The following is a 13,966-nucleotide window of genomic DNA, read 5'->3' on the forward strand; positions in this document are numbered from 1 at the left end:
ACTACGCCTTTTAGCCGTTTCCATTACGTCCTCCTGAAAATAGATCAGAAGGTGTAAACCTTATTCAGGACGGGACAACAAACGCAAAAAGGGCGAACCCTCACAGGTTCGCCCTTTTTTGTGCCTGGCGGATTGATCGATCAATGCCGCTCGAGGGCATTCACCAGGTCATGGAAGGCTTCGCGGTTGGAGTCATTCAGGCCCATGAGGATCTTGTGCGCTTCGAGCACTTTGATCCGCACCACCTCTTCGGATTGATCCTGATCCGGCAGGTCATCGAGGCATTCCGGGCACGGCACGGGATGGTTGACGATATTGAACACCTGCTCAAAACCCATCGACTGCAACAGACGGGTAATGTCCTCGTGGGTGGTGACCACGGTCGGCAGCAGGCCGACCTTCTGCCGCGACAGGATCGACAGCTTGGCCAGCAGGCCCAGCGTGGTGCTGTCGATGCTGCGGGTTTCGGTCAAATCGATCACGATCGCGTTGAAATTCAGCGCGGTGAAGATTTTTTCAATAGTCGCATCCAACGCCGAACACAGGGTCAGGCGAACTTCACCGACGAACTTCAGGACGAAGGTGCCGTCCTGCTCGGCGAACTGGATTCTACCAGTACTCATCAAAGATTCCTGCTCAACACCAACAGGGCGATATCATCCGGCATCTCCCCTAGCGTGGCCAATCCAAAAACCTGCCGCAGACCATCCAGGCTGCCGCCCGCCGACTTCACCTTTTGCGGTAAAGCGGCTTCTTTCTCTTTGAGTGTGGGCTCTGGCAAAAGATCCAGAATGCCATCAGACATCAGCGTCAGGCTGAACGTCGGTGGCAGCTCGAGCACGTGGTCTTCGTAGGTGGCTTCGTTGAAAAGCCCCACCGGCAGACCGCGCCCCTCGAGGTAGCGAACACTGTCAGGCGTGTACAACACAGGCAACGGCAGATGGCCGCCGATGCTATAGGTCAACAAACCGGTCTCCTCGTCGATGACTCCACCGACCATTGTGACGTGTTTACCCAGCTTACAACTGATCAGCCCGCGGTTGATATGACCGAGAACTTCCGAAGGCTTGAATTCCGGCAGCGTGCCATTGCGCTTGGATTCGAACAGCAAGCGCGTGGTCATGAACTTCAACAGTACGGTGACGAACGCCGAAGAGGCGCCATGACCGGAAACGTCCGCCAGGTAGAACGCCACCCGGCGCTCGTCGACCCGGAAGTAGTCGACAAAATCACCCGACAGGTACAGCGACGGGATGATCTGGTGCGCGAACCTGAATTCGTCGATGGCCCACGGACTTTCCGGCAGCATGTTCATCTGCACCTGGCGACCGGCATTCTGGTCTTCCTGGAGCAGGTTCAGACTGGCTTCGAGTTCGCGGTTGGCCTTTTCCAGTTTCTCGCGGTAGCGCTGGTTTTCCAGCAGCAGGCGCGCACGATCCAGGGCCCGGCGCACGGAGTGCTCGAGCACGGCCAGGTCTTCGAGAGGCTTGATCAGGTAATCCGCCGCACCCAGGCGCAGGGCCTCGACTGCGTCGTTCATCACGCCGGCGCCCGAGACCACGATCACCGGTGTCTGCGGCGACCGCTCAGTGACCTGACGGATGAGTTCGAGACCGCCCATCTGCGGCATGCGCAGATCGCAGATGACCAAGTCGGGCGTGTCTTGCTCGAATACCTGAAGACCCTGCTGACCGTTACTGGCCTGCAAGACGCTGAAACCACTGTCTTCCAAATAGGCCGCGAGGCTCGCGCGCACTACTTCGTCATCATCGATTATCAGCAGCGTGGCACTGGTTTTTGGCATGTGGGCAAACGGCGCCAGAATTAGGTTGGCGTAGCAGGCGGGGCAACGGCCCGGCGCAGACTACTGGATTCGCTTTCTAGCCTCTCTGCTGCACCGCTTCGGAGCATTTGCCCCGCACACGGTTGCACCAGAGGTGCCCTTCTAAGGCGCAGACGGTACTCCCATCCTTCGAGCGTTTCAAGCATGCGCCGATGCTCGCTTGGAGACTTTGTTTGTCAAATCACTCGCAGTTATAAGAACGGCTTCGACCGTAACCCAATCATTGGTCGCGTCCATAAAAAAGGCGACCTCGCGGTCGCCCTTTTCTGCCGATCAGTCGCGATCAGAAATCGTCTTCGACCTGCCCGTCCTTGACCTTGAACTCGCGGTTCTGCAGGTAGGCGTTGCGGATGAAGGTGTACTTGTCGCCGCTGATCAGCTTCTCGCTCGACAGCAGGCTGGCGCGGGTGTCGACGATGTTCAGGCCGAAAATCGAGTTACGCACCGGCACATCGTTGATGTAGCGATACGGGCCGGTGAAGCTGTCGACGTACTTGGACGGCGCATCGCGCAGCGTGCTCGGGCCCATCAGCGGCAGCATCACGTAAGGACCGCTGCCGACGCCCCAGTAGCCGAGGGTCTGGCCGAAGTCTTCGTCGCTGCGGGTCAGGCCCATCTTGGTTCCGACGTCGAAGAAACCGAGCAGGCCGAAGGTGGTGTTGAAGATCAGGCGAGCGGTGTCGACGCCAGCGGCGGCCGGTTTGGCCTGAAGAATGTTGTTCGCCAGGTTGGTGACATCACCGACGTTGCGGAACATGTTGTGGATGCCGTCTTCCAGGAATTGCGGAGTAACAAATTCGTAGCCCTGCGCCAAAGGCTTCAGCGCATAGGTATCAACGAAATCGTTGAACTGGAAAATCGGACGGTTGACGCTTTCCCAAGGGTCTTCTTCCGTTGCGGCCTGAGCGGCGAACGGCACCAGCATCACGCTGGCACATACACAAAGCTGAGCAAGAGGATGGCTCCAGCGCATAGAAAGCTCCTTGGATAGTACAGACGCAGCACCTGGGCTGCGGCGATTAGTGCGTCAGTATAAGACGGAAACGGCGCTTTAGGCAGTTCCCCGGTGAAACCCTCTGTAGGACGCTTCGTCATTCGCCTGTCACGTAACTGTCACCGGTAACGCTTAGCCTGATCGCTATTTCAGGGATGTTTTCCATGCCTCAAGCCGAAGCCTTGCCCCTCGCGGCGCCGACGCTGACCGCCGTGCTGTTCGGACTCAGCGGCTGTCTGGTGGACTTCGGCGCGCGCGCCCGCCATCAGTCCAGCATCGGCCCGGAATACGCCGATGTCACACCCGGCGCACTCGACAGCCTGCGCAGCCTGCAGCGCCAGCAAATTCCCTGCGCCTGGCTGGATGAGTTGTCAACCGCGAGCACTCAGGTACTGGCATCGGCGCTGCCAGACTGGATCAAACCGTCGCAACATTCAGCAACAATCAATCCCTGGCCGGCGCCACACGCCTGCTGGCAAGCGTTGATGGCATTGAATGTCCATCGCCTCGACGGTTGCGTACTGGTCAGTGGCGAACCGCGCCTGCTGCAATCGGGCCTGAATGCCGGGCTGTGGACCATTGGCCTGGCGTCCTGCGGCTCGCTGTGCGGCCTGGCGCCGAGCGAATGGCAGACCCTTGGCCAGAAGGAGCGCGAACAGCTGCGCGGCAAGGCGACGGTGCAACTGTTCGGACTGGGCGTGCACTCGGTGATCGATCATCTGGGCGAACTCGACACGTGTCTCGCGGACATCAGCCTGCGTCGTCTCAAAGGCGAAAAGCCCTGACCGGGATCATGCAGGTTGGCCAAGAGTGGATTAGTCTTAAGGAGAGCCATAGACCTTTGGCGCACGGCTGCGGTCTATGCCAGTGCCTCTCGATAAAAGGAAACAACCATGCCCGCTCAAGAACTGCAAAAACAGCTCAACGCCCTGCGCGAGCAACTGGATCAAAATCCCCCGCTGACCGAAGCCGAGCGCGCTGATCTACATGCACTGATGGAACAGATCGAACTGGAACTTGAACTGGAAACGAAGACCCAGGACTCCAGCATTGCCGATGGAGTGAATCTGGCGGTTGATCGCTTCGAACTCGAACACCCCGCCATCGCCGGCACATTGCGCAACATCATGAATTCCCTGGTCAGCATGGGCATCTGAAAACCCGCGAATGCAAAAAAGCCCTGCCATCACTGGCAGGGCTTTTTCATGTCCGTGATGCGGGTTACTGACGAACCAGACGGTGGTTCGGCAGTTGCACACTTTCAGTGCTGCGGTACGGGTTGATGTCCAGCCCGCCCCGGCGCACATAACGCGCAAACACCGTGAGTTTTTCCGGCTTCAGCAGGCGCTGCAGATCCAGGAAGATCCGCTCCACGCACTGTTCGTGGAAATCCGAGTGCTGACGGAAGCTGACGATGTATTCCAGCAGGCTGGCGTGATCCAGCGCCGCGCCACGGTACTCCACCACCACGCTGCCCCAGTCCGGCTGGCTGGTCACCGGGCAGTTGGATTTGAGCAGATGACTGTGCACGCTCTCTTCCACCACGCGTGAATCGTCGCAACGCAGCAGTTCAGGACGTGGATGTTCATAGTTGCTGACGCTGATATCCAGATCGTCGATGCATACGCCCGGCAGCGCCACAACGCCTTCGGCTTCGACGTCTTTCAGGCTGCGGACGCGCACGCCCACCGGTTTGCCGGCAGCAGCGGACAAGTCCTTCACCAGCGTCGCTTCCAGGCTCGCGATATCGGCGAACGGGGTCTGATTCAGCGAGTTCAGGTACAGCTTGAACGACTTGGATTCGATGATGTTCGGCGAATCCGCCGGAATGCAGAATTCACCGATCGCCACCACCGGTTTGCCCGACGGCAGCAGCCACGACAGTTCGAAGCAGTTCCAGAAATCCACGCCTTTATACGGCAGGGTTTCGGCGGTGAGGCCCAGCTCGGCCCATTTCGCGGTGCGCGGGATCGGGAACAGCAGGGACGGCGTGTACGTGGCGATGTATTCGCTGGATTTGCCCAGCGGCGAATGTTCGGCTGCGGGATGCATGGCGGAAACCTGACTGAAGAATCAGCGGATTCTACCAGCCTTTGCTCCCGCCTTTGAGTGCTTACTGACTGACAGTCAGTTTGCCGACCATTCCCGCCTGGTAATGCCCGGGAATGTTGCAGGCAAACTCCAGGTTCACCGCTTTGCTGAAGGTCCAGGTCAGCTCGGCGGTCTTGCCCGGCTCCACCAGCACGCTGTTGGGGTCGTCATGCTTCATGCCATGCCCCATCGAGGCATGATCCATGCCCGCCATGTCGTGGGACATTGCCTTCATGCCAGTCGGCGTCAGCATACCGCTTTGCTGCATCTGCAACATTTCCTGCTGGTGTTGTGCATGCATCGTTGCGGCGCCCAGGTTGAATTCGTGCAGCAACTGGCCTTTATTTACCAGCACAAAACGAACGGTCTCACCGGTCTTGATCTCGATCGTCTTCGGATCGAAGCTCATGTCGCCCATCACCACTTCGATGCTGCGAGTGGCCTGGGCCGCCGGGGCCGGCTGGCCGAAGTCATACGTGTGCGCAGGCGCCGCCCGGACAGGTGAACTCAACGCCAGCAAACAGGCGGCGACGGCCAGAGGATTGCGCAAAAACATAGTCGTACTCCAACAAGATAAGGTTCAGCCTGTGGGAAACTCTAGCCCGCCTGCGCTGGCAGCGACCTGACAGGCACATTACAACTTTGTCAGGTGGGCGCTCGTCGCGTTCGCCCACGGTATAACGTCCTCGTTCCCGCTACCCGAGCCGCCCATGAAACTGCTGATTGTCGAAGACCAACCCAAAACCGGCCAGTACCTGCGCCAGGGCCTGACCGAGGCCGGCTTCAACACCGAACTGGTGGCCGACGGCACCACCGGCCAGCAATTGGCGTTGAGCGGCGACTATGCGTTGCTGATCCTCGACGTGATGCTGCCCGGTCGCAATGGCTGGCAAATCCTGCAAGCAGTGCGCAGCGCCGGCCTGGAAACACCGATTCTGTTTTTGACCGCCAAGGACACCGTTGAAGATCGGGTTCACGGCCTGGAACTGGGCGCCGACGACTATCTGGTCAAACCGTTCGCCTTTTCCGAGTTGCTCGCACGGGTGCGCAGCCTGTTGCGCCGCGGCAGTTCCGCGCCCCAGGAAACCAGCCTGCGCCTGGCCGACCTGAGCCTGGACTTGATCCGCCGCCGGGTCGAACGCAATGGCCAACGCATCGACCTCACCGCCAAGGAGTTCGCCCTGCTGGAAATGCTCCTGCGCCGCCAGGGCGAAGTGCTGCCCAAATCGCTGATCGCCTCGCAGGTCTGGGACATGAACTTCGACAGTGACACCAACGTCATCGAAGTGGCGATTCGCCGACTGCGCCTGAAGATTGATGATGACTTCCCCAACAAGCTGATCCACACCGTGCGCGGCATGGGTTACGTCCTTGAAGAGCGTGCCGACTGATGCGCCGACTGTCCTTGAGCGGCCGGCTCGCGCTGTTGTTCGCCGGCTGCACCGCCGCGGTTTCGCTGGTAGCTGGGGTGGTGTTCAATCGGGCCAGCGAGGGCCACTTCATTGAACTCGACCAGCAACTGCTCGAAGGAAAACTGCTCAGCGTGCGTCAGACACTGCGCAGTGGCAGCGACGCCGCCCACATCACCGATGAATTGAGCCAACAGGGCGATGTCACGTTGCGCATCAGCGGCCCTGAGGGCCAGCGCTGGTTCGGGCGTTCATTGCACACCCCGGCGAATCTGCCGCAACAGCCCGGTCTGGCCACGATCAACGACAACGGCACCGACTATCGCCTGCTCAATGCCGCGCTTGAACCGGGAAAACCCGATTCCCCGCAATTGACCTTGCTGCTGGACATCACCCACCACCAGCACTTCCTGCAACGCATGCAACATCTGATCTGGCTGACCGTCGGCCTTTCGGCGCTGGCCACCGCGTTGCTCGGTGCCTGGGCCGCTCGCAGTGGTCTTCGCCCGTTACGCCGTATGAGTGCGGTCGCCCGGGGGATTTCGGCGCAATCGCTGAATGCCCGACTGCCGGAAGCGCGGATGCCTGCAGAACTCTCGGAATTGGCCCACAGCTTCAACGCCATGCTCGGACGCCTCGACGATTCTTTTCAGCGGCTGTCAGCGTTCTCTGCCGACATCGCCCATGAGCTGCGCACGCCGCTGTCGAACCTGCTGACTCACACCCAGGTCACCCTGACCCGCCCTCGCCCCCTTGAAGACTACCGCGAGGCACTGCACAGCAACCTTGAAGAACTGCAATGGATGGCGCAGTTGGTGAACGACATGCTTTATCTGGCCAAGGCTGACCACGGCTTGCTGGTGCCCAAGCGTGAACCGCTGGAGCTGGCGGAAGAAGCCGATGCATTGCTGGAGTTTTTTGCGCCGCTGGCCGAAGACGCTGAGGTCAGACTGAGCCGTGACGGTGCGGGGCAGTTCGAGGGTGATCGCGCGATGTTGCGCCGGGCGCTGTCGAATCTGCTGGATAACGCCTTGCGCTTTACTCCTGCTAACGGCGAAGTGCGCATACGGTTGGCCGGGCAGGCGAAATCCTTGAGGGTGACCGTGGAGAACAGTGGCGAAGGGATTTCTGCGAAATTGTTGCCGCGCCTGTTCGACCGTTTCTACCGGGCGGATCCGGCGCGCCAGGAAGGCAGCAGCGAGCATGCGGGGTTAGGGCTGGCGATTACTCAGTCGATCATTCGGGCCCATGGCGGGCAGATTCATTGCGAATCGGATCAGGGCTGGACGCGGTTTGTGATTGAGTTGCCGAAAAACGATTGAGGCCGGCAATGCCGGCCTCAATGGGGGAACTTACGAATAACGCAACGCGTGCGCCGGTTCGATCTTCGCCGCCCGCCAGGCCGGGTAAACGGTGGCCAGGAAGCTGAGGATGAAGCCCGCCGAGCAGATCAGCAGCACGTCGCCGCCCTGCAATTGCGATGGCAGGTTGCTGACGAAATACACGTCCGAACTGAAGATGTGTTGCCCGGTCACTCGCTCGACCCAACCCACCATTTCACTGACGTTCAGCGCGGCAATCACGCCCAGCACGCCACCGATGATGGTGCCGACGATGCCGATCACCGTGCCCTGCACCATGAAGATCGCCATGATCTGCCGTGGCGTGGCGCCGATGGTGCGCAGGATCGCAATGTCCGCGCCCTTGTCGTTCACCACCATGATCAGGGTCGCGATGATGTTGAACGCCGCCACCGCGACGATCATCAACAGCAACAGGCCGATCATGGTTTTCTCCATCTTCATCGCGCTGAACAGACTGCCCTGGGTGTGGGTCCAGTCGTCAGCCTTGAAATCGGCGCCGAGGCCAGTGGCAATGTCCGACGAAACCTTCGGCGCGGCGTACAGATCCTTCACCGCCAGACGCACGCTCTGCACCTGATTCGGCTCCCAGTGCTGCATGGTCGCGGCGTCGGAAACGTGGATCAGGCCCATGGAACCGTCAAGCTCGGCACCGACCTTGAACACGCCGACCACGTTCAAGCGCTGCATGCGTGGGGTGATGCCGCCCGGTGCGGTGCTGATTTCCGGCACGATCAGGGTGATCTTGTCGCCGACATTGAGGCGGAAACGCCGGGCGGTGATTTCACCCAGCACCACACCAAACTCACCCGGTTTCAAGGCGTCGAGACGGCCCTGAACAATATGCTGGGCAACGATCGACACCTTGCCTTCCTGGGCCGGATCGACGCCGCTGATCTGGATTGGCTGCATCATGCCCTTGTAGGACAACATGCCTTCCATCTCGGTGAACGGCACGGCGGCCGTGACTTCCGGATTCTTCATCGCGGCGGCGGCCACCGGCTGCCAGTCATCGATCGGCTTGACGCCGACGATGGTTGCGTGAGGAACCATGCCGAGGATGCGCGAGCTCATTTCGCGCTGGAAGCCGTTCATCACCGACAGGACCACGATCATCGCCAGCACGCCGAGGGCAAGGCCGATCATCGAGGTCATCGAAATGAACGAAACAAAGCGATTGCGGCGCTTGGCGCGGGTATAGCGCGTGCCGATAAAGATCGATAACGGTCTGAACATTCGCTGGGGCACCGTATAAAAATAAAAGACCCGACGCCTTTTCAGGCATCGGGTTTCAACGCGTCAGATTGGCGTCAGGCAGCCTTCATTGAGGTGCAGGACGCGGTCCATCTGGCGAGCCAGGTTCATGTCGTGAGTCACCACCAGAAACGCCGTGCGCATCGACGTGCTGAGCTCCAGCATCAGATCCTGAATGCCTTCGGCGGTGTGGGAGTCGAGGTTGCCGGTCGGCTCGTCGAGCATCACCAGGCCTGGATTGTTGACCAGCGCCCGGGCGATGGCCACACGTTGGCGTTCACCGCCGGACAGCTCTGCCGGTTTGTGCTCCAGGCGATGACCCAGACCAACACGCTCCAGCAACGCCGTGGCACGCTGACGCGCTTCCGGGATTGCGGTCTTGCCGATCAGCAGCGGCATGCAGACGTTTTCCAGCGCGGTGAATTCCGGCAGCAAGTGGTGGAACTGGTACACGAACCCGAGGGCACGGTTACGCAGCAGGCCACGCTTCTTCTCGCTCAGCGCCGAGAGTTCTTCACCGTCGAGCCAGACACCGCCCTTGGTCGGCGTGTCGAGACCGCCCAGCAGGTTGAGCAAGGTACTTTTGCCCGAACCAGACTTTCCGACGATTGCCACTCGCTCGCCTGGATGCAACTCCAGTTGCAGGTTGGCCAGCACTTCCACCGACTCCGGGCCTTCCTCGTAGGATTTGCCCAGGTTGCGGCAGCTCAAGATTGCTTTTTCACTCATGCCCGACTCACTCATAACGTAGCGCCTCCGCCGGCTGGGTGCGCGCGGCACGCCAGGCTGGATACAGGGTGGCGAGGAAACTCAGGACCAACGCAGCGGCGCAGACCATGACCACGTCCTGGCTCTGCACCTGCGACGGCAGGTAATCGATGAAATACACGTCGGCGTTGAGGAATTTGTGTCCGATCACGCCTTCGAGGGCCGAAATCGCGGCGCTGACGTTAAGCGCGGCGAAGATCCCGACCACCGCGCCGATGGCCGTGCCGACCACGCCGATCACCGTGCCCTGGACCATGAACGTGCGCATGATCGTGCCCGGCGTAGCGCCCAGGGTGCGCAGAATGGCGATATCGCCCTTCTTGTCATTCACCACCATCACCAGCGTGGAAATGATGTTGAAAGCCGCAACAGCGACGATCAGCAGCAACAGCAGGCCGATCATGGCTTTTTCCATGCGGATCGCCTGATACAGGTTGCCGTGGGTACGGGTCCAGTCGCGGGCGTAGTAACGGTCTTCGCCGAGGCGCTGCGCGATGTTCCACGCTTCACGCGGCGCCTGGAACAGATCGTCGAACTTCAGGCGCAGGCCCTGCACCTGGTCAGGCTTCCAGCGGTGCATCTTCGCCAGATCCTGCAGGTTGGTGACGCCCAGGTAACCGTCCAGTTCGCCGGCACCGACATGGAAGATGCCGACCACGGTGAAGCGCTTCATGCGCGGGAACATTCCGGCCGGGGTCACGCTGACCTCCGGCGCGACGAACGTGATCTTGTCACCGATGCCCACACCGAGCTTGGTCGCGGCCTTGTCGCCAATCACGATGCCGAAGCTGCCCGGGGTCAAATCGTCGAGTTTGCCCTGCTTCATGAAGTTGTCGATGATCGAGACGTTGCGCTCCAGCGCCGGGTCGATGGCATTGAGCAACACCTTGGACACCTGGCCGTTATTGGTCAGCAACCCCTGCATCTGGGTGAACGGCGCAACGGCCGCCACCTGCGGGTTCTGCTTGACCTTGGCAGCCAGGCTCGGCCAGTCGTTGATGGCCTCACCGGACTCGATGGTCGCGTGGGGCACCATGCCCAGCACGCGGGTGCGCATCTCATGATCGAAACCGTTCATCACCGACAGCACCACGATCATCACGACCACGCCAAGGGCGAGCCCGATCATCGAAGTCAGGGAAATGAATGACACAAAATGATTGCGACGCTTTGCACGGGTATAACGCGTGCCGATAAATACGAAAAGAGGTCTGAACATGTCGGGGCTTGTTCGGAGGGAAAAGGAACGTCCTTGTGGCGGGGGTCGATAACCAGCTTTACACTCAGACCACCGCCGCTACCATGGGTTCGCCATGTCGACATTAGATGAAGAAGATCGCCGCGAATACTACCGTATCGAGGACACGATCGCACTGGAAATTCGGCCCCTGTCCGCTCCCGAAGCCGCAGGCCAGGAAGTGTTGCAGGATGCTTCTCCACTGTTCAACCTGCTCAGCGAATTGCACCTGAGCGAATTCGAGTCGCAGCACCTGCTGCGCCAGATCAGCGAACGCGACCGTGCCATCGCGGCGTTCCTGAAATCCCAGAACAAACGCATCGACCTGCTCAGCCAGGTGGTCGCCCTGACCGTGCTCGGCCATATCGGCGAGCCGCAACCGGTGATCATCTCCGAGGGCGGCATCGACTTTCAGCACTCGACCCCGATCGCTACCGGCGCCCACCTGTCGGTGAAACTGGTGCTGATGCCCCAGGCCCTCGGCCTGTTGCTGCGCGCCCGCGTCACCCATTGCGACCGCAAGGGCGACGGCTACGACGTCGGCACCGAGTTCGAACACCTGACCGACGCCCAGCGCCAACTGCTTGCCCGCTATATCTTGCAGAAGCAGGCCCAGGAACGACGTCTGGCCCGCGAACAGAACGAAACAGGCATTTAATTAAGGAAGAACCGTGACCCTCATCTACGGCCACCGCGGCGCCAAGGGCGAAGCACCGGAAAACACCCTGAGCAGTTTTCAGGAATGTCTCAAGCACGGCGTGCGCCGCTGCGAACTGGATCTGCACCTGTCCAAGGACGGCGAGTTGATGGTCATCCACGACCCAACCCTCAAGCGCACCACCGACCGGCGCGGCAAGGTGGTCGAGCACACCGCCGCCGAGCTGGTGACCTACGACGCGCGCAAGGGCGGTCCGGGCTGGATCAAACCATGCCCGATTCCAACGCTGGAAGAGCTGTTCGAAAAGTGTGATTTCGAGCACTGGCAGCTGGAAGTCAAAAGCGCTTCGCGCACCCGCGCCGCGACCACCGTACTGGCCATCCGTGAAATGGCGGTCAGACACGGACTGCTCGACAAGGTGACAATCACCTCGAGTTCGCGGGAAGTATTGAAGGCTGCGCTGGATCTGGTGCCCGACGTGTCACGTGGCCTGGTGGCCGAATACGCCTGGCTCGACCCGTTGAAGGTCGCACAAAGCTACGGTTGCGAGATTCTGGCGTTGAACTGGACGCTGTGTACGCCGGAACGCCTGCAAAAGGCACAGCGTCAGGGGCTGCATGTGTCGGTGTGGACCGTCAACGAGCCTGCGCTGATGCGCAGACTCGCCGACTTCGGCGTTGACAGCCTGATTACAGACTTTCCCGGTTTGGCCACTGCCACCCTCGGGAATGGCTGAAATCGGTCTCCCCGGCCGGCTCAGGCCACCGGCCGGAGCCCGTCAAAAAAGCCGGTTGAGGCCGTCGTACGCCGCTACCCGATAGGCTTCGGCCATGGTCGGGTAGTTGAACGTCGTGTTGACGAAGTACTTCAGGGTGTTGAGTTCGCCCGGCTGGTTCATGATCGCCTGACCGATGTGCACGATCTCCGACGCCTGATAACCGAAGCAGTGAACGCCCAGCACTTCCAGGGTTTCACGGTGGAACAGGATCTTCAGCATGCCTTGCGGCTCGCCGGCGATCTGCGCCCGCGCCATGCTCTTGAAGAACGCCTTGCCCACTTCGTACGGCACTTTGGCCTGGGTCAGTTCCTGCTCGTTCTTGCCGATCGAGCTGATCTCCGGAATGGTGTAGATACCGGTCGGCACGTCATTCACGAAACGCCAGCTGCCATTGTCGACGATGCTGCCGGCGGCCGAACGGCCCTGGTCGTGGGCGGCACTGGCCAGGCTCGGCCAGCCGATCACGTCACCGGCGCCATAGATGTTCTGCACGCAGGTGCGATAGTTCTCGTCGACTTCGATCTGGCCACGGCTGTTGACCTTGACCCCGATGTTTTCCAGACCCAACTGATCGGTGTTACCGGTACGGCCATTGCACCAGAGTAGGGCGTCGGCCTTGATCTTCTTGCCGGACTTCAGGTGCAGGATCACGCCGTTGTCCACGCCTTCGACACGGTCATACTCTTCGTTGTGACGCACCGTGATGTTGTTGTTGCTGAAGTGGTAGCTCAACGCCTGGGAGATTTCCGAGTCGAGGAAGCTCAGCAACTGACCGCGGTTGTCCACCAGCTCGACCAGCACGCCCAGACCGCTGAAGATCGAAGCGTATTCACAGCCGATCACGCCGGCGCCGTAAACGATCAGTTTGCGCGGGGTGTGGCCGAGGCTGAGGATAGTGTCGCTATCGTAGATACGCGGGTGGTGGAAATCGATGTCCGCCGGGCGATAAGGACGCGAACCGGTGGCGATGATGATGTGCTTGGCCACCAGTTTCTCGACCACGCCGTTGGCGCAGACCACTTCGATGGTTTGCTCGTCGGCGAAGCTGCCGGTGCCGAAGAACACGTCGACGCGGTTACGGGCGTAGTAGCCGGTACGCGAAGCGACTTGTTTGGAGATGACTTTCTCGGCGCTTTTCAACACGTCCGGGAAGGAGAACCAGCGCGGTTCGCCGATCGCACGGAACATCGGGTTGGTGTTGAACTGCATGATCTGCCGCACCGAGTGACGCAGGGCCTTGGACGGGATGGTGCCCAGGTGGGTGCAGTTGCCGCCGACCTGGCGACGGCTGTCGACCATCGCCACCTTGCGCCCTGCTTTGGCGGCGTTCATTGCCGCGCCTTCTCCCGCCGGGCCGGAACCCAGCACCACCACGTCGTAGTTGTAGACAGCCATGCGTACTCCTCAGAACAGGCCGCGGTGCCAGCAGCACCGGCGGCTAAATCACGCCGAACGACGGCGCGAAGGAACAATTGGGGGCCAGTAGAAAACCCGGACACAGTCTATAGAAGCGTCAACGCCGCGCACATTAACCCTTGGTCGCGTCGTAGGCTACTTTTGCCTGCACTACAAC

General features: G+C 60.5%; 15 protein-coding genes. 6 read left to right on the top strand and 9 right to left on the bottom strand.

The features are described from left to right. Positions 1–140: 140 nt before the first annotated feature. From rssC to ACKJSM_RS26055, 3 genes are all read right to left on the bottom strand, one after another. The gene (gene rssC / locus ACKJSM_RS26045; RefSeq protein ID WP_003226553.1) at positions 141–623 is read right to left on the bottom strand and encodes an anti-sigma factor antagonist RssC; all 483 of its coding nucleotides are present in this window, start codon (positions 621–623) and stop codon (positions 141–143) included. Then, positions 623–1,804 (bottom strand): two-component system response regulator RssB, encoded by a 1,182-nt coding sequence (gene rssB / locus ACKJSM_RS26050; protein ID WP_041475374.1) that lies wholly within the window; start codon positions 1,802–1,804, stop codon positions 623–625. Before rssB ends, rssC begins: the two co-directional genes overlap by 1 nt. 322 nt (positions 1,805–2,126) lie before the next feature. After that, complete coding sequence (locus ACKJSM_RS26055; RefSeq protein WP_236181562.1) at positions 2,127–2,816, bottom strand: VacJ family lipoprotein; 690 nt, start codon at positions 2,814–2,816, stop codon at positions 2,127–2,129. A 185-nt stretch (positions 2,817–3,001) separates the two neighbouring features. Between ACKJSM_RS26055 and ACKJSM_RS26060 the strand changes: the two genes are divergently transcribed. Together ACKJSM_RS26060 and ACKJSM_RS26065 are read left to right on the top strand one after the other, a co-directional pair. Further along, positions 3,002–3,622 (top strand): HAD family phosphatase, encoded by a 621-nt coding sequence (locus tag ACKJSM_RS26060; protein WP_410239263.1) that lies wholly within the window; start codon positions 3,002–3,004, stop codon positions 3,620–3,622. A gap of 108 nt (positions 3,623–3,730) precedes the next feature. After that, complete coding sequence (locus ACKJSM_RS26065; protein ID WP_179694268.1) at positions 3,731–3,994, top strand: DUF4404 family protein; 264 nt, start codon at positions 3,731–3,733, stop codon at positions 3,992–3,994. A 64-nt stretch (positions 3,995–4,058) separates the two neighbouring features. Here ACKJSM_RS26065 and queF read toward each other — a convergent pair whose 3' ends face one another. Continuing rightward, a complete protein-coding gene (gene queF / locus ACKJSM_RS26070) occupies positions 4,059–4,889 on the bottom strand; it encodes an NADPH-dependent 7-cyano-7-deazaguanine reductase QueF (protein WP_410239264.1) in 831 nt (276 codons plus the stop codon). Between the two features lie 61 nt (positions 4,890–4,950). Then, positions 4,951–5,484: a cupredoxin family protein gene (locus tag ACKJSM_RS26075; protein WP_339486824.1), complete on the bottom strand. Its 534-nt coding sequence runs from the start codon at positions 5,482–5,484 to the stop codon at positions 4,951–4,953. A gap of 154 nt (positions 5,485–5,638) precedes the next feature. Between ACKJSM_RS26075 and ACKJSM_RS26080 the strand changes: the two genes are divergently transcribed. Both ACKJSM_RS26080 and ACKJSM_RS26085 read left to right on the top strand, forming a co-directional pair. After that, positions 5,639–6,319 (top strand): heavy metal response regulator transcription factor, encoded by a 681-nt coding sequence (locus ACKJSM_RS26080; protein WP_236181566.1) that lies wholly within the window; start codon positions 5,639–5,641, stop codon positions 6,317–6,319. Next, on the top strand, positions 6,319–7,659 hold the full coding sequence (locus tag ACKJSM_RS26085) for a heavy metal sensor histidine kinase (protein ID WP_410239265.1): 1,341 nt from the start codon (positions 6,319–6,321) through the stop codon (positions 7,657–7,659). Before ACKJSM_RS26080 ends, ACKJSM_RS26085 begins: the two co-directional genes overlap by 1 nt. A gap of 30 nt (positions 7,660–7,689) precedes the next feature. Here the strand turns inward: ACKJSM_RS26085 and ACKJSM_RS26090 are convergent, their stop codons facing one another. The 3 genes from ACKJSM_RS26090 to ACKJSM_RS26100 form a co-directional block, all read right to left on the bottom strand. Further along, the gene (locus tag ACKJSM_RS26090; protein ID WP_410239266.1) at positions 7,690–8,934 is read right to left on the bottom strand and encodes a lipoprotein-releasing ABC transporter permease subunit; all 1,245 of its coding nucleotides are present in this window, start codon (positions 8,932–8,934) and stop codon (positions 7,690–7,692) included. A 63-nt stretch (positions 8,935–8,997) separates the two neighbouring features. Beyond that, a complete protein-coding gene (gene lolD / locus ACKJSM_RS26095) occupies positions 8,998–9,681 on the bottom strand; it encodes a lipoprotein-releasing ABC transporter ATP-binding protein LolD (RefSeq protein WP_178081301.1) in 684 nt (227 codons plus the stop codon). A gap of 7 nt (positions 9,682–9,688) precedes the next feature. After that, entirely contained in the window at positions 9,689–10,939 is a 1,251-nt protein-coding gene (locus tag ACKJSM_RS26100; RefSeq protein WP_011335182.1) for a lipoprotein-releasing ABC transporter permease subunit, read from the bottom strand. A gap of 94 nt (positions 10,940–11,033) precedes the next feature. On the opposite strand from ACKJSM_RS26100, the gene ACKJSM_RS26105 reads away from it, so the two are divergent. After that, the gene (locus ACKJSM_RS26105; RefSeq protein WP_236181569.1) at positions 11,034–11,615 is read left to right on the top strand and encodes a PilZ domain-containing protein; all 582 of its coding nucleotides are present in this window, start codon (positions 11,034–11,036) and stop codon (positions 11,613–11,615) included. Positions 11,616–11,628: 13 nt separating this feature from the next. Beyond that, positions 11,629–12,351, top strand: coding sequence for a glycerophosphodiester phosphodiesterase (locus tag ACKJSM_RS26110; RefSeq protein WP_064381085.1), 723 nt, complete (start codon positions 11,629–11,631; stop codon positions 12,349–12,351). 42 nt (positions 12,352–12,393) lie between these two features. Here the strand turns inward: ACKJSM_RS26110 and sthA are convergent, their stop codons facing one another. Beyond that, positions 12,394–13,788 carry a Si-specific NAD(P)(+) transhydrogenase gene (gene sthA / locus ACKJSM_RS26115; RefSeq protein WP_007953019.1) on the bottom strand — a complete coding sequence of 465 codons (1,395 nt, stop codon included), beginning with the start codon at positions 13,786–13,788 and terminating at the stop codon, positions 12,394–12,396. Positions 13,789–13,966: the final 178 nt, after the last annotated feature.

The organism is Pseudomonas sp. PHC1 (assembly GCF_046487845.1).
GTDB classification, from domain to species: domain Bacteria; phylum Pseudomonadota; class Gammaproteobacteria; order Pseudomonadales; family Pseudomonadaceae; genus Aquipseudomonas; species Aquipseudomonas sputi.

What these genes read in the sequence shown, in the direction of transcription:
- ACKJSM_RS26105 (WP_236181569.1), top strand. Translation starts at nt 11,034, where the DNA reads ATGTCGACATTAGATGAAGAAGATCGCCGCGAATACTACCGTATCGAG.
- ACKJSM_RS26065 (WP_179694268.1), top strand. Translation starts at nt 3,731, where the DNA reads ATGCCCGCTCAAGAACTGCAAAAACAGCTCAACGCCCTGCGCGAGCAA.
- ACKJSM_RS26075 (WP_339486824.1), bottom strand. Translation starts at nt 5,484, where the DNA reads ATGTTTTTGCGCAATCCTCTGGCCGTCGCCGCCTGTTTGCTGGCGTTG.
- ACKJSM_RS26080 (WP_236181566.1), top strand. Translation starts at nt 5,639, where the DNA reads ATGAAACTGCTGATTGTCGAAGACCAACCCAAAACCGGCCAGTACCTG.
- ACKJSM_RS26085 (WP_410239265.1), top strand. Translation starts at nt 6,319, where the DNA reads ATGCGCCGACTGTCCTTGAGCGGCCGGCTCGCGCTGTTGTTCGCCGGC.
- sthA (WP_007953019.1), bottom strand. Translation starts at nt 13,788, where the DNA reads ATGGCTGTCTACAACTACGACGTGGTGGTGCTGGGTTCCGGCCCGGCG.
- ACKJSM_RS26100 (WP_011335182.1), bottom strand. Translation starts at nt 10,939, where the DNA reads ATGTTCAGACCTCTTTTCGTATTTATCGGCACGCGTTATACCCGTGCA.
- rssC (WP_003226553.1), bottom strand. Translation starts at nt 623, where the DNA reads ATGAGTACTGGTAGAATCCAGTTCGCCGAGCAGGACGGCACCTTCGTC.
- ACKJSM_RS26055 (WP_236181562.1), bottom strand. Translation starts at nt 2,816, where the DNA reads ATGCGCTGGAGCCATCCTCTTGCTCAGCTTTGTGTATGTGCCAGCGTG.
- queF (WP_410239264.1), bottom strand. Translation starts at nt 4,889, where the DNA reads ATGCATCCCGCAGCCGAACATTCGCCGCTGGGCAAATCCAGCGAATAC.
- lolD (WP_178081301.1), bottom strand. Translation starts at nt 9,681, where the DNA reads ATGAGTGAAAAAGCAATCTTGAGCTGCCGCAACCTGGGCAAATCCTAC.
- ACKJSM_RS26060 (WP_410239263.1), top strand. Translation starts at nt 3,002, where the DNA reads ATGCCTCAAGCCGAAGCCTTGCCCCTCGCGGCGCCGACGCTGACCGCC.
- rssB (WP_041475374.1), bottom strand. Translation starts at nt 1,804, where the DNA reads ATGCCAAAAACCAGTGCCACGCTGCTGATAATCGATGATGACGAAGTA.
- ACKJSM_RS26090 (WP_410239266.1), bottom strand. Translation starts at nt 8,934, where the DNA reads ATGTTCAGACCGTTATCGATCTTTATCGGCACGCGCTATACCCGCGCC.